This window comes from Mucilaginibacter sediminis (genome assembly GCF_051903035.1).
GTDB lineage: Bacteria > Bacteroidota > Bacteroidia > Sphingobacteriales > Sphingobacteriaceae > Mucilaginibacter.
Genome location: NZ_CP170602.1, coordinates 5,980,382 through 5,995,026, shown reverse-complemented (window position 1 = coordinate 5,995,026; position 14,645 = coordinate 5,980,382). Strand labels below are relative to the sequence as shown.

Sequence of the window (14,645 nt, the reverse complement as noted above, 5' to 3'; positions counted from 1 at the left end):
AAAACCATTAAAAATCAAATATCATGTTAAAGAGCAAAAAAATCAACTGGCTGCATATAGCCATTTCTTGGGGTGCCAGTATAGTTATCCTTGGCGCTATGTTTAAAATTAACCATTGGGGTGGCCAGCTTGGCACCTATATGATAGGGCTTGGCCTATCAGTAGAAGCCCTGCTGTTTTTTACCCTTGGCTTTTTCCCTCCGGCCGAAGAGCCGGAATGGGAAAAGGTATATCCTGAACTGGCAGTTGATTATGCGGGCGACTTCCCAAGGCATAGCCATAGGCCAATGCACCAAACCAATGGCGTTACCGCGGCGCTTGACGGTTTGCTTACTCATGCCGACCTAAGCCCCGAAAAGATTAACAACCTTGGGGAGGGATTAAAACAATTTTCGGATAAAATGAGTCGGATAAACGCTATAGCTGATGCATCATTAGGGACAGACGAATTTGCGGCGAAGCTAAAAACCGCTTCGTCCAAGTTTGATCTGTTGGGTACCATGTTCGAAAAAGCATCGGCCGGCTTTGCTACCATTGCCGATAGCCGCGATGATGCCCATGCCTATCAGCAACAGGTTTTAAAGCTAACACATAACCTGGCACATTTAAACTCATTATACGAGAGCGAGCTAACCGGGGCCGATAATAACCTGCGCCGTATTAACCAGTTTTACCAGGGCCTTACCGGCACCCTGAATAGTTTGCACGAGTCGGCAGGCGAAACCCGGGTGTTTAAGGATGAGGTGAACAAGCTGGTGCAAAATATATCATCATTAAATGTTTACTACGCCAACATGCTTTCGGCTATGAATCAGCAGCGGATGCAGTAAAAGGGGAACGACTTTTCGGGTTGGAACGCTGGTATAGGATGGTGGATATGTAGGGCGGCGAAACTCACCCGGCAAGGCTGCGCCCGCCACCCTCTCTTCACCTGCGGTGGAAAGAGGGAATTGAACGGGGAATATCCTTAATGGAAGTAAACAAAAACGCTTTCAAGCCCCTCTTTCCGGCGAAGCCGAAGAGAGGGTGGCGGGCGCAGCCTCGCCGGGTGAGTCTTAACCAGCGTTCAAAACCGATAGTTTTAGCAACCCCGATACACTACGGGCAACAACATCCCACAAAATGTGTACACCCGGCAACCCTATCAAAACAATTAATAATTCAATTTAAAACTTTAAAAAAATGGCTGCAGGAAAAGAAACCACCAGGCAAAAAATGATCAATATCATGTACCTGGTTTTATTGGCAATGCTGGCCCTGAATGTATCAGAAACCATACTGGACGCGTTTAAAACCATAAACGACAGCTTAACTGCTTCGGCGGCAAATGTGGGTAATTCGGTACAGCAATTATTCAGCACTTTTGAGCAAACCCGCCTTAAGGAATCGCCCGAACGGGCCAAACCTGTATATGAAAAAGCAAAACAGGCAAGGGAAGCAACAACAGATCTGGATACTTACATCAGGGACATCAAAGCAGAACTTAGTAATCAAAGCAACGGGTACGACCTTATAACAGGCGACTTAAAACAGCGCGACAACCTTGATATCGGCTTTGATGTAATGATTAACAAAAAGCGGGCTACCGCGCTTAAACAAAAAATTAATGATACCCGCGAACGGTTGCTCTCTTTGTTAGGCCCGCAGGATAGCAAAACGGTATCATTCAATCTTAATGCCGATGACCCGGTAAAACGAGGCCCCAGCCACCGCAACTGGGAAGAGTTGAACTTTGGTGAAGGCGTGCCTTTAACCGCTACGTTTACGATACTATCGCGCATCCAGGCAGATAACAAAAATGCCGAATCGGAAGTAGTAAAAAAGATACTGGGCAAAATGGACCAGGCCGTAGTGAATCTGGATAAATTTGAGGCAGTGGCAGTGGCGCCAACATCGTACCTGATACAAGGACAGCCTTACACCGCGCAGGTATTTTTAACTGCTTATGATTCACGCTCGACCCCTACTGTACAGGTTGGCGGCAACCCGATATCTGTGAAGGATGGACGGGGCGTATACAATGTAAATACCAGCCGCGAAGGGGTATTTAACTGGAAGGGCACCATCAGCGTAAAACAAACCGATGGTACTATAAAAACTTATACCACACCCGAGCAGCGTTATATTGTTTCAAGGCCATCGGCAGTGGTATCGCCCGATAAGATGAATGTATTTTATATCGGGGTGGATAACCCGGTATCGGTTTCTGTGCCGGGTATCCCCTCAAAAAGCATCAGGATAGGTATTTCCGGCGGCACGCTCAGCGGTTCCGAAGGGAAGTATGTAGCCAGGGTGACTACTCCGGGTACGGTAACCGTTTCGGTATCGGCAGAAATTGCGCCGGGTAAAGTACAGGTATTAAGCCATACCCAGTTCAGGGCCAAACGCATTCCAGATCCTGTCGCAAAGTTCTCGGGCCGGTCAAGCGGCAGCGTACCTACCGTGGCCTTAAAAGCTCAGAATGCTATTTTTGCCATGCTGGATAATTTTGATTTTGACGCCAGGTTCAAAATCACTCGGTTCAGCCTTATTATAGCCAACCCCCGCGAAACCGCATCGGTACAGGTTGGATCGGGCAACACCCTGAATGATTCCATGACGGCATCCCTTAACAGCATCAAGCCAGGTTCAAGGGTAATTTTTGATAATATTATAGCGGTTGGGCCCGATGGTTCGCCAAGGCAACTGGCGCCGGTGGCACTCACGGCCAATTGATATTATATAGTTTCAGATATCAAACAATGTATAAGCCTTAAGCTTTGTGCATTCTACTTTTGGCTTCTATAATATTGACTATTCAATGCCATGGGTTCGGCATTGGGTAGTCAATATTTGTCGTTAAGTTCCAGGTCATACCGCCTTTCGGTAAGCTCTTTATCAAACCCGTTAGATACCTTTTCTTCGGTTAACCGGAAGCCATAACGGGTATACAACGAGATGGCAGCATGCTGTTCGTTGGTTGTCCATAAGTACGATTTGTTTATCTGCGATTCACGCATGTAGTTTATAAACCCGTCCATCAGTTTTTTGCCCAGGCCCAGCCCCCGGTATTCGGGCCTGAAAATGAAATAGCGCAGTTGTATACAATCGCCGCGGTTAACGCCAACCAGCACCCCTATCATTTGCTGCCGGTGCTCGCAAATCCATACCCTATCTTTACCGGCGTTGTATTGGCTGGCAAAATCGGCCAGGCCTTGTAATACATAACGCTCAAAGTTAAGCCCGTAGCCACATTCCCGCGCATAAATATCTCCGTGCAGGTAAGCGATGTAACCCAGGTCGCCGGGTTGTAATACTGTCCGTATGTTAATATCGCTGATGTTTAACGTGGTGCTCTTTTCGTTATTCATTGTTTATTTTAAAATAGTCATAATCTGTTGCATATGTGCTACCAATTCAAGCTGGCTGGCAGCAGGTAAATCTTTTATCAGCTGGTTAATTTGCTTATCTGATGCCTGGTTAAGTTTGTCAAATTCAGCCATTCCTTTATCTGTAAGCGAAAGCATCATCGCCCTTGCATCATGTTCCGAAGGTTTCCTGGCTATCAGTTTATCCTTTTCCAATTTCTTCAATAACCGGCTTAAATAGCTCTTATCAATATACATGGCCGAGGTAATGTGCGAGGCCTGCATGCTTTTAGCGGCGTAAAGCTCGTATAAGATACGGGCTTCGGCCAGTGAGTAATCACTTTGCAGCAGGTGTTTATCCAGCAGGCCTATAATATCCGTGTAAAAACGGCTAAATGCACGAATTTGTTGAACCGTTGACGACTTTGTTTCCATTTAAATAATGCTGATACAAAAGCTAAGTTCACAAATATGGTTGACTTTGTCAACCATATTTGTGATTAATTTTACTTTTTATGCAATTAAAATCCTACCTTGTATCAACCAATTAGTTATGAAAAGAAAAACCTTTATCCGTTTAGGCGGCACACTTATGGCTACACCTTTTTTATCTCCTGTTATCAGCCTGGCCGGCCAGGCTCCTTTACAAAATTGGGCGGGCAACCTTACTTACAGTACGGCTAATGTGCAGTATCCGGCTACGGTGGCCGAGGTACAGCAGCTCATAAAAAAACACAGCAAGCTAAAGGCCCTGGGTACCAGGCACTGCTTTAACCGCATTGCCGATAGTAAGGACGACCTGCTATCAACCAAAGAACTAAATAAAGTAATTTCTATTGATAAAAAAGCCATGACCGTTACTGTTGAAGGCGGCATTAAATATGGCGAGTTGGCCCCCTACCTGCATAAAGAAGGCTATGCTTTACATAACCTGGCATCGCTGCCGCATATTTCTGTTGCAGGTTCAATCACCACGGCTACGCATGGCAGTGGTGTAAAAAACGGCAACCTGGCCAGCGCTGTAACAGCGCTGGAAGTTGTTGTTGCCGATGGCAGTATAGTCCATTTTTCAAAAGCCACCGACCCGGAAAAGTTCAATGCCGTAGTTGTTGGGCTGGGCGCCATAGGTGTTATAACCAAAGTTACCCTGGCCATTGAGCCTACTTACATGATGCGCCAGCGCGTTTTTTTAAAACTGCCTATGGTACAGGTAAAGCAGCATTTTGAAACGATAGTATCTGCAGGTTACAGCGTAAGCCTGTTTACCGATTGGCAAAACGACTACGTAAACGAGGTTTGGATAAAAAGCCGCATGACCGAAAAAGATCACGATGGCCCCGAATTTTATGGAGCCAAAGCAGCCACCAAAAACCTGCACCCTATTTATGACCACCCCGCCGAAAGCTGCACCGACCAGTTAGGTGTACCCGGACCATGGTACGAGCGTTTGCCGCATTTTAAAATGGGCTTTACCCCAAGCAGCGGTAAAGAACTGCAATCAGAATATTTTGTGCCGATTAAACATGCCGTAGCGGCCATCGAGGCGATTGCTAAATTAGGCAAGCAGGTTGGCCCGCATTTATTTATAACCGAGATCCGCACCATAGCGGCAGATAGCTTGTGGATGAGCCCCTGCCATAATCAAACCTCGGTAACCATTCACTTTACCTGGAAACCCGAAACAGAAGCTGTTACCAAACTACTCCCCGTTATTGAAAAGGCCCTGGCCCCTTTCAATGCCCGGCCGCATTGGGGTAAAGTATTTACGCTCGATCCGAAAGTGCTGGCCTCACGTTATGAAAAAATAGCCGATTTTAAAAAGGTGGTTGCCGAATATGACCCGCATGGTAAATTCAGGAACGCGTTTCTGGAGCATAATATTTATGGGGGATAGCAGCCAGGTGGGAAGAATAGTGTTTTAAATATTTTAATATTTATCTTATCTTTCTGCCTGTAAAGCCTTGTCATGTCCCGTTTGCGCTATTTGCTACTGTTAATCCTTATTGCTACCGTTTACAAAGTTCATGCTCAGCAGGATATGGACTTGCATCTGAGTAATACTTTTCTTCCCGGTAAAAATATTTTGAAAATAAAAAGAGACTTTCATGACCCATATTTGTGGGTGCTTGCAAAAAACAATGAAGTTTACAGAATTAATAGCGTCACCAAACAAGTAGATGATTTTTCGGATAAGTTTACGGCATATGGCAATTTTCGATTTACCGACATCGCGGGCGTTAACAAGGATTTGGTATTTGTTGCCACCAATGCCGATGTTTTACTGGAATATAAAAACAGCGCGTTAAAAAAAATAGGCAATCCAGACGGGGTGCTGGGCGCAATCACGTCAATAGGCACAGATTATACAGGAACTTACGTTACCGATAATACGCGCGGTTTGGCAGGGCGCCCTACCGCCAATTCAATTATCATTGGCACTGATAAAGGTATGTGCCACTATGATTATGACAATGATGTCATGTTAGCAGGGTCGTCTAAAGTGCCGGCCAAAGTATTCGATGCTACCTACCGCACGGAAATGTTCAGCGATCTGGAATATGGCCCGTGGTATCCCGGACAGGATTACCAATATGACGTAATTGAACTTACTCAATGGACGATATACGGTGGTTGGCTATATTATAAATATCAGGATTTCGCAAATAGCATTAATACCGCATGTTATACCTACGGCTGGATTGATGACATGAACACCGCAAATGCAGGCGTATATTTTATCCAGATTTGGGGGACCGAGGACGGCATATTTCAGAACAACCGGAACTACTCCTATACCTTAGATTGGCCGCACAAACAATACCTGAAAGGAATTAATATTAACAAGGTAACTTCTATTTTAGGCCTGGTTGGATTTGGCTATCTTAACCAAAAGGCAATAAGTAAAGAAAACGTATTGGCAGGCACTGATAATGGCCTGTATTTTACCAATTCGGGATATAAAAACAATATAGATGGCCTGATGGGAAATTACACCTTTTTCCACTATGACCCATTAGGCAATAAAAAGATTAATGACATTTGCGTTAACGCTACATCGTATACCACACCTGTTTGTGAAGACGGCGTTTGGGTGGCCGCTATTGACGGGCTTTATCTTTTAAAGCCCGATTTTGGCGCTTATGTTGATAAAAAACAGCAATTACAAGCTATCCAATTTGAAGGAAATGGACCAGAGGTTACCAAAATAGAACTTTGCGCCAATGTCAGTATTAACGCTTATTTCAGCTCCTATGTTTATAACGACAACATTCAACAGTGGTATAAGGATGGTAAAGAAATGGCTAACCAAAGCGGCACCTCGCTTTCAATTAAGGAGGCCGGCGAATATTATGTGGTGATGTATGATCCCTGCTCAGAGGTGCATTTTGAATCAAATCATTTAACAGTCACCCAGGTAGCCGCCCCTGTATTCAGCTTTAATTACCCCGATGTATTAAACTACTGCGCCGGTTCATCAGCGAGCTTAAAAACCGACGACAAACCCAACTACCAATATCGCTGGTATAAGGATGGCGTATTAAATGGCAATACAACAGCCACGCTTGATAATATCACCGAAACCGCCAAATACAAGGTAGAAGTAAGCGCCTGTGCAGGCAATTGGGTAGCTTCAAAAGAGGTTCAGGTAAACTTTATTACTATCCCAACGCCGGTTTTGGCTACCGATAAAGCAAGCTACTGCGATGGCGACCAGGCTACACTATCGGCCAAAGTACTTATTGATGCCTCGGCTATTTTGAATTGGACAAGTTACCAGTACGCCTGGTATAAAGATGGCAGCCCCATAACCGGCAGTGCTGCAGCAATAAACGTGAGCCAACCGGGCAAATACAAAGTGACGGTAAGCGGTTGTTCCGGCTCGGTTTCGTCCGCCGAGCTGCAGGTCGACTTCATTAAACTGCCAAAACCTGTTGTATCTGCCAGTAAACCGGCATATTGCATTGGCGATATGGCCCAACTAATCGCGAATGTTAATATAGACCCGTTTACGACTGTAAGCTGGCTCAGGGACGGAAATATATTACCAGACGAACAGGACAAAGCGAGCATAACAACCAATATAGGTGGCAACTATACGGTAACCGTTGTAAGTGCTGGTTCGTGCAGTATCGCGTCGTCTGTTTATAATTTAGGTTTTACCCCGCCGCCCACCGTCAGTATTCAACAAATTGTGAATACCACCTTATGCGATGGTCAAACGGTTGATCTTAAAGCAAGCTATACAAGCGGTACTGTTACCTGGAGTACCGGCGCTACATCCGACAAAATAAGCATCCAGCACTCGGGCACATTCAAAGCTACAGTTACAACAACGGCGGGTTGTACGGTTGACGAATCTGCTACGGTGCAGTATTTTCCCAATCCAACGTTAAACGTACCATCGGCTACGCTTTGTCAGTATACCAATGAAAGCATTACCCTTACAGCCCCCGCAGGTTTTGTCAAATACGAATGGAACGGACAACCCGGCACCAACACTTTTACAACCAATAAATTAGGATCGGTTATTTTAACGGTAACCGATAACAACGGGTGCCAGGCATCACAAACCATTGCCATAAGCAGCCATTGCGATGATATACATATACCAAATGCATTTAGCCCCAACGGCGATGGCCATAATGATACCTGGGTAATAGCCGGCCTGGAGGGCGACCCAACCACAACCGTGAGGGTTTATAACCGCCTGGGCAGTATGGTATTTCAATCACAAGGTTATGCCACGCCCTGGAATGGCACCTATAACGGCAGTAAATTACCCGCTTCGGTATACTATTACGTTATCAGCACAAAAGGCACAAAACAGGTGCTTAGTGGTTCAGTAACTATATTTAATTAGGTTATTAAAAGCATTTGGCAAGTTATTATAATAATTACCAGGCAATATTTTTTATTCCATATAAAATTGCGGTAGATTTATGTAATCTATAAACCCAATTTAAAGTCTATGAAAATCCTAACTGAACCTATCGGGAGCATTCCGAGGTCGCCTGAGCTTGTAACGGCAATTACCACACAAGCCAATGCCGATGAGTTAAATAAACTTTATGCAGCTGCAATTGCCGACACTTTAAAGGAGTTTGCTGAAACCGGTTCGCCCGTTATTACCGATGGTGAGCAAACCAAATCAAGCTTTGTCACTTATCCGCTGGAGGGCTTAACCAACTTAGCATCCGGAGGCATGACCATCAATTTTGAGGATGGCCACTCGCGGCAGTTGCCTTTGCTTACCAAAGGGCCGTTCAGGTACGGTAATTATGCATCAAAATATCTTGCCGCAGCTCAAAAACTAACCAGTCTGCCCGTTAAGCAAGCCATCATATCGGCATCCGCGCTTAGTTTAATTTATCCGCCAGATGGAATTGAAGGCTATCCGCAAGCTGAATTTATTGCCGACCTGCTGAATGAATGCGAAAAAGACATCAGGCTTTGCCTGGAGCAGGGCGCATATAAAGTACAAATGGATTTTACAGAAGGACGGCTATCGTTAAAGCTCGATCCATCCGGCGGTGTATTGAAACACTTCATTGGCCTTAACAACCAGGTATTCGACCGTTTTACCGTTGAAGAACAGCAAAAACTGGGCGTACACGTTTGCCCCGGCGGCGACCACGATTCGACCCATAGCGCGGATATTGATTACGCCGATTTTTTACCCGATTTATTTGAACTGCATGTAGGCAGCTTTTATTTGCAACTGGCCAGCGAGCCCGACAGGGTAAAAGTTTTGAAGGTTATTAAACAATACCTAAAGCCCAATCAGAAAGTGTTTATTGGCGTGATAGATGTACTTAACCCCGTAATAGAAACTGCCGAAGAAGTGCGCGACAGGGTACTTGAAGCGGCAGCCTTTATCAATACCAACCAGTTGGGCACCACCGACGATTGCGGCTTCTCGCCATTTTGCGACGATGTATCCACAACCCGCGAAACTGCCTTTGCGAAAATAAAAGCCAGGATTGAGGGCACAAAACTGGCGGAAGCAGAATTGACGACGTAAAATACAATGATAATACCAGGCTTGCGAAGTTTTAAAAACTTCGCAAGTCTTATAAAGGGAGCATTTTTACTTCAAATATCCCGTTACCCCATCACCACTTCCCTCCCGCTCACCATTACCTTTTTAACATTAATGCTCCCGTAAACAACATTTAAGGATGGTTTACCTGCCTTAAGCGATACCGTACCGAAACCTGTTGCCGTTGATAAGAAGCTTGTAAAATCGCCAATTTTCGAATCGATATGTAATACACCTGTAACCGCGTCGAACCTTACACCGGTGAGTGCCTGCAGGTAGCCGTAGCTTGATAGGGCGCGTGCATACCAGTGGCCACATTCGTACTCGTTAAAGGGATTGCGCACTTTCCCATCATAACGGTTACGGGAGGCACGCAGCACGTTTAGGCCTTGGGCCACCTTGCCGGTGAGCATTAAGTGCGATGCTACCTGGTGTTCAATACCTGTCCAAACTTCGTCGCTGTATACAAACGGCAACGATAATTTGCCGCCTTTGGGCCAGGTGCAAAGCAGCAGGCCGGCCTCGTTACCCAGCGCAAATGACGGGCGTTGCGGATTGGCATGTTCGCTCAGGTCGCTTTTAAAATTGTATTTGTATACCGATTGCAGGTGGCTGTTTATTTTTTTGCTGTCGATAACATCCTCCAATCCGCACATGCGGCCTATCCAGGCGCCAAGTACGCCATCGCTCAGGCAGCCCTTGCCGTATTGGTATTTGGGGCCTTCGGTATGCAGCAATGCTTCAGCCTCTTTTGAGTATTCGCCGCCATATGATTTTTCTTTGGATGGATCTTTGGCGTTAAGGCCGGTATAGTTAATTTCCTGTATAAAAAACTCGCCATTATAAAGCGCGTTTTCTATCATCGCCTTGCCTTTGGCCTGTAAATCGCGGTAAATACCAACATCCCGTTTTAAAAACCCGCCCATTGCTATAAAGCTTTGGAGCGCTCCAAGGTAAAAGCTGGTATGCATGCCATCGGCTCCCCAAAACTCAATATCGTAGGTATTATGATGAGGTTCTTCTATCACACCTTTGTGCCGTGGGTCCCAGGTTTTGATGCAGTAATCCATACTCACTTTTACCATGGGGAATATCTTTTTAAGCCAGTCGTTATCGCCGCTGATGCGCCAATCGCGGTAAACCTTCATGATGCCGCCAAGTTGCCCGTCGGCAGCCGAATGAAAATCATGCGCCACCGGGTTTATCGGCAGGTTGGCCCTAAAGGTTTGGTGGCCGTCTTCGGCCTGATCTTCGCAAAACTCAGTGGCCCGCAGGCTGCGTTCCAGCGCGGGGAACAGATGCGGAATTGCCTGGGCATAATTCCAAACATGGGTACATGAACCATGGCAACAACCCGAGTCATCGCCGCAGCCTTCAAAATTCCACAGGCGGCCATCGTACTGCCGCATTACAGTTGGCGATTTTAAAATAGAAAGGTTACAGGCTACCGCTTCAATAACTTCGGGCGGTAAGGTGCTGGCATAAAACGCCTTTGTAAACAACCGCGACTTTGCTTTTAAGTCGTTATAATTTTGTCGCCAGTAGCTGCTTACGCTATCTATATTTTCGAAACGGTTACTGTACCAGGGCTTATAAAATTTACCGTCAAAATCCTTGTCGTACTTATCCAAACCAATATCTGCCGGCGAATTGCAGCAGCCCGAGGCCGGGTCGCAGCCCTCTTTTTTTTTACCCGGGGTACCAAATGTTAGCCGGGTTTCGGGCGAGTACCAGGCCAGCATCACCTTTATTGTTTTTTGTTTGCCGGGCGCTACATCAAAAGGCACGTAAAGGCTGGCGCCGGGGGCATTGGCAGGCACAGCAGGATTATCAACCACCCGGCCATCTTTTATGGCGTTCCAGGCCATAGTAAACGGATCCCACCAGCCACCCCTGAACCAGCAATGATCAACAACCGTATGGTCATCATCGGTAAATACCGTAAAATCTAAAGGGAAACTGGTTTCGCCGTTGCCGGTAGCTGTAGCCGTAAACCCGTTTTTTGTGGGTAGCACCGCGTCCTTTCCCTTTGCGTCGCCCCAAAAATTGCGGGCGTTAAAGCTAAACACCGCGCTAACTTTAGATGTGCCTGTATTTGTAAATTGATATTCAATGGCCCCGACAGGCAGGCTCGAGTTATCATCATCGGTAGGGATAAAGGGGCTCCACCCGGTAATGCCAACAGATAATGGGATATCCTGGTCAATAAGTTTAATGTGGCAAAACGGAAATTCGGTTTTAAACTCGGCGGCGTGAAAACGCGGCAAGCCGGTAGTTGAACCCGTGAGGCCATTGCCGGCATCGCGGAGGCCAAACTTTTTCCAATCGGGTACGGGGCCTTCCAAAAGCTTTGCTCCCCGGGCAACCCCCTTTACATGAATGGCGGCAAATATACCGGGTTCGTTAAAAATATCGGGCTTATTGCGTATGGATACATGCGAAACAGCACCCGTGCCCTCCAAACAAAACATGCCCGCGCCCATACCGCCTATAGGGAATGCAACACGGTTTAAATGATCACCGGTATAGGCGGTATTGTACGCCCGTTTTACAGGTTTGCCCGAAGTATCGTTAATATCTACAGCGGGTTCGCCCAACGCTTTGGCATCTGCAATATTTATAACAGCAGCCGGCATCATGGCCATGGCTCCGCTAACACCCACTTTTTTTAAAAAGCTTCTGCGACCTTTTTTATCCTCCATTATGCTGATCCCCGGTTTATATGGAAATGAATACCAACTTATCATTATTTATTGATAAATCATAATGTTGGCGTCTTTGTATATTTCGTTGAAAAAATGAGTTATAATTCCGGGCCTTGGTTTCCCTGCCAAACTATGTAACTCCGCAAACGTATATGGCTGCAACTCCGATGATCGCGCCAAATTCTGGATGGTTTATTTAAAAGATAAAAAGCTGTTAAAGCTGCGGCATAATACGCTGCAATCTTTTGGTTACTCACAAGGAAACTTTTAGTATCAATTAACGCTTTTCAATTCGTTCAGCGTTACACCCATAGGCAATGGCATGGAATCTTTTACGGACCTGTACAGGCGTAATTCGCCTATAATATGGCTACCCGGCGGGTTACTATGCATCTTTATTACACCAAACTCATAATAACTGTTTGATCGGCCAGATGCCGGTGACTTAAACCTTATTGTATCGTTTGCAACAGTGTAGGTCCCGCTCAGGTGTTCTACTCCAAAGCAAACTCCCCGTACAAAATATTTATGATCTGCTGTTAACTTTAAAGCCGAACTGCAGCTTGCAACTCCTTTATACCCGGCAGAGAAAATACTTTTACCCTCCAGTTTTTCAAAATCGATGATCCCGAACGGCTCAATTACGATAAGAGCCAGCAACACGGTTATCGCTATTGTGGTATACAATCTTGACTTATCGGCAAATCGCTCCCGTACCACCATGTATATCTGCCTTAACAATAGTAAAAACGCAATAACCAATGTTATAAAACAAGCCAGCGTAAGCGGCAGCAATAAAGCACCTGTATAACTTTCCCAAAAATAAGAGGTATTAATACCGATAAAACAGATCAGGCTAACGATGAGGGGTTTCTTATTTTTAATCATGTAAAGGTTTTGATGCCGTTAAATATAAAAAAGTATCTTTCACAAACTGACGTTTGCAATATATTAAGATACAACAACATTCAATTATACGTCACAATAACCTTATCCACCATACCATCACCATTAAAAAATAAATTCTCCACGGCATTTTTGCCGCTATCGGTATTGTGGTAATATATGCTGATGCTGTTTACGCCGGTAAGTACTTCCAACAGCTCGAAATGCAGGTCGGGCAGTTTGCTCAGAGCGGTTTCCCAATAAAGTCTTACGTTTTTTTTGCCCAATATGATGCCGCCGCAATCGGGGTATATTTTCAGGGCGTAAGGTGTTTGAATACTAAAATCATCAGTGTAGTGCGCCATCAGCGTATCTAAATCCTGCTTGTTCCAGCAGGTTATCCAATCAGCGGCAAACTGTAATGCAAATTGATTATCTATCATACCTAATTTGAATCTGATTAACACAATTTTTATAGGGCAAAACTAAATTTCCCCATCAATACCCTTGGATTGTTACCTATAGCGATGGGTTCGCCGCATAAAGCTTCATTGCCCAATAATGCAAACAATATCGCCTCTTTAGCATCCGGGTTGATCCCCAAACTGCCGGTATCTTTAATGTTTGCAAACACCTGCCTCAACAGGGCCATCACAAAGGGGTTTCTTGCTCCGCCGCCGCTTACAAATATTTTTAGATCATCAGCCCCGATATTGGATTCGATAAAATTGATGATGGATGCAGCTGTAAAAGCGCTTAATGTACTTACCAGATCTTGGTGAGCCAGCTCCTTTGTTTGTGATCGTTGTTGCGCATCTTCAACAAACGCCAGGTTAAACAATTCCGGCCCGGTAGTTTTTGGCGCGGCCTCGTCAAAAAACTGGTGGTTGAGTAGTGCGGTAACCAAATCATTATTTGCTTTACCGCTGTTGGCAATAGCAGAATCCTCGTCGAAAGCTTTGTTAAAATACTTGCGGCAGGCCGCATCAATCAATGTATTACCGGGGCCGATATCTGTACATAAAACCTTGCTTGCATCGCTATCAGCAGGTAAATAAGTAAGGTTGGCAATACCACCAATATTTAGCAAAACCCGTTCTTCGCCGGGTTTACTGCCCAATAGTACATCTCCATATAGGGCCAACGGTGCACCTTCTCCGCCTGCGGCAATATGTTTTTGCCTGAAATCGCTTATGGTTAATATCCCCGTTTTTACTGCCAGGTGGTCACCATCGCCAATTTGTAATGTAGCATTCGGATACCCCACCTGTTTATGTAACCGTTTTGGGGCATGGTAAATAGTTTGGCCATGGCTGGCAATAAAATCAACTGTACGTGGTTCGATATTCCATTCAGAGAGCGCCTGAAGCACCAGTTGTCCATGATAGTTGCCGATGAAAGCATTTAGTAAAGTCAGTTTCTCCAGGTCGATTGTTTTTTGGGCGAATACCTGCTGCACTTCTGCTTTAAAACTTTCGGGATATGGTATCGTGATGAATTGTAGTAACTCAAATTGGGTTTGTAAGCCATTGCCCGTAAAACTGCATAAAGCGATATCCAGCCCATCTAATGATGTGCCCGACATTAAGCCAATGGCGGTTTTGACAGGTTTTTGTGCAATATCAAAAAGCTTTTGCAGATTCTGGTTTAATGGTAACATCCGGTTAA

At 45.3% G+C, this 14,645-nt stretch carries 11 protein-coding genes; 5 read left to right on the top strand and 6 right to left on the bottom strand.

Annotated features, from left to right (window positions below):
• Positions 1-23: 23 nt before the first annotated feature.
• Both gldL and gldM read left to right on the top strand, forming a co-directional pair.
• Positions 24-830 (top strand): gliding motility protein GldL, encoded by an 807-nt coding sequence (gldL, locus tag ACFGVS_RS24800; RefSeq protein WP_439695991.1) that lies wholly within the window; start codon positions 24-26, stop codon positions 828-830.
• A 352-nt stretch (positions 831-1,182) separates the two neighbouring features.
• Complete coding sequence (gene gldM / locus ACFGVS_RS24795; protein WP_439695990.1) at positions 1,183-2,715, top strand: gliding motility protein GldM; 1,533 nt, start codon at positions 1,183-1,185, stop codon at positions 2,713-2,715.
• 110 nt (positions 2,716-2,825) lie between these two features.
• Here the strand turns inward: gldM and ACFGVS_RS24790 are convergent, their stop codons facing one another.
• Entirely contained in the window at positions 2,826-3,350 is a 525-nt protein-coding gene (locus ACFGVS_RS24790) for a GNAT family N-acetyltransferase (RefSeq protein WP_439695989.1), read from the bottom strand.
• A 3-nt stretch (positions 3,351-3,353) separates the two neighbouring features.
• Positions 3,354-3,782 (bottom strand): MarR family winged helix-turn-helix transcriptional regulator, encoded by a 429-nt coding sequence (locus tag ACFGVS_RS24785; RefSeq protein WP_439695988.1) that lies wholly within the window; start codon positions 3,780-3,782, stop codon positions 3,354-3,356.
• A 118-nt stretch (positions 3,783-3,900) separates the two neighbouring features.
• On the opposite strand from ACFGVS_RS24785, the gene ACFGVS_RS24780 reads away from it, so the two are divergent.
• The 3 genes from ACFGVS_RS24780 (at position 3,901) to ACFGVS_RS24770 (ending at position 9,369) form a co-directional block, all read left to right on the top strand.
• Complete coding sequence (locus ACFGVS_RS24780) at positions 3,901-5,241, top strand: FAD-binding protein (RefSeq protein ID WP_439695987.1); 1,341 nt, start codon at positions 3,901-3,903, stop codon at positions 5,239-5,241.
• A 72-nt stretch (positions 5,242-5,313) separates the two neighbouring features.
• Positions 5,314-8,208 carry a gliding motility-associated C-terminal domain-containing protein gene (locus ACFGVS_RS24775; RefSeq protein ID WP_439695986.1) on the top strand — a complete coding sequence of 965 codons (2,895 nt, stop codon included), beginning with the start codon at positions 5,314-5,316 and terminating at the stop codon, positions 8,206-8,208.
• Positions 8,209-8,316: 108 nt separating this feature from the next.
• Complete coding sequence (locus tag ACFGVS_RS24770) at positions 8,317-9,369, top strand: cobalamin-independent methionine synthase II family protein (protein ID WP_439695985.1); 1,053 nt, start codon at positions 8,317-8,319, stop codon at positions 9,367-9,369.
• 83 nt (positions 9,370-9,452) lie between these two features.
• Here the strand turns inward: ACFGVS_RS24770 and ACFGVS_RS24765 are convergent, their stop codons facing one another.
• From ACFGVS_RS24765 to ACFGVS_RS24750, 4 genes are all read right to left on the bottom strand, one after another.
• Entirely contained in the window at positions 9,453-12,089 is a 2,637-nt protein-coding gene (locus ACFGVS_RS24765; RefSeq protein WP_439695984.1) for a GH116 family glycosyl hydrolase, read from the bottom strand.
• 276 nt (positions 12,090-12,365) lie between these two features.
• On the bottom strand, positions 12,366-12,980 hold the full coding sequence (locus tag ACFGVS_RS24760; RefSeq protein ID WP_439695983.1) for a hypothetical protein: 615 nt from the start codon (positions 12,978-12,980) through the stop codon (positions 12,366-12,368).
• 80 nt (positions 12,981-13,060) lie between these two features.
• Positions 13,061-13,420, bottom strand: coding sequence for a nuclear transport factor 2 family protein (locus tag ACFGVS_RS24755; RefSeq protein WP_439695982.1), 360 nt, complete (start codon positions 13,418-13,420; stop codon positions 13,061-13,063).
• A 29-nt stretch (positions 13,421-13,449) separates the two neighbouring features.
• The gene (locus ACFGVS_RS24750; protein WP_439695981.1) at positions 13,450-14,637 is read right to left on the bottom strand and encodes an anhydro-N-acetylmuramic acid kinase; all 1,188 of its coding nucleotides are present in this window, start codon (positions 14,635-14,637) and stop codon (positions 13,450-13,452) included.
• Between the last annotated feature and the right edge of the window lie 8 nt (positions 14,638-14,645).

Coding starts and splice junctions, on each gene's coding strand:
- ACFGVS_RS24760 (WP_439695983.1), bottom strand. CDS start 12,980: ATGATTAAAAATAAGAAACCCCTCATCGTTAGCCTGATCTGTTTTATC.
- ACFGVS_RS24765 (WP_439695984.1), bottom strand. CDS start 12,089: ATGGAGGATAAAAAAGGTCGCAGAAGCTTTTTAAAAAAAGTGGGTGTT.
- ACFGVS_RS24785 (WP_439695988.1), bottom strand. CDS start 3,782: ATGGAAACAAAGTCGTCAACGGTTCAACAAATTCGTGCATTTAGCCGT.
- ACFGVS_RS24790 (WP_439695989.1), bottom strand. CDS start 3,350: ATGAATAACGAAAAGAGCACCACGTTAAACATCAGCGATATTAACATA.
- ACFGVS_RS24780 (WP_439695987.1), top strand. CDS start 3,901: ATGAAAAGAAAAACCTTTATCCGTTTAGGCGGCACACTTATGGCTACA.
- ACFGVS_RS24775 (WP_439695986.1), top strand. CDS start 5,314: ATGTCCCGTTTGCGCTATTTGCTACTGTTAATCCTTATTGCTACCGTT.
- ACFGVS_RS24750 (WP_439695981.1), bottom strand. CDS start 14,637: ATGTTACCATTAAACCAGAATCTGCAAAAGCTTTTTGATATTGCACAA.
- gldM (WP_439695990.1), top strand. CDS start 1,183: ATGGCTGCAGGAAAAGAAACCACCAGGCAAAAAATGATCAATATCATG.
- ACFGVS_RS24755 (WP_439695982.1), bottom strand. CDS start 13,420: ATGATAGATAATCAATTTGCATTACAGTTTGCCGCTGATTGGATAACC.
- ACFGVS_RS24770 (WP_439695985.1), top strand. CDS start 8,317: ATGAAAATCCTAACTGAACCTATCGGGAGCATTCCGAGGTCGCCTGAG.
- gldL (WP_439695991.1), top strand. CDS start 24: ATGTTAAAGAGCAAAAAAATCAACTGGCTGCATATAGCCATTTCTTGG.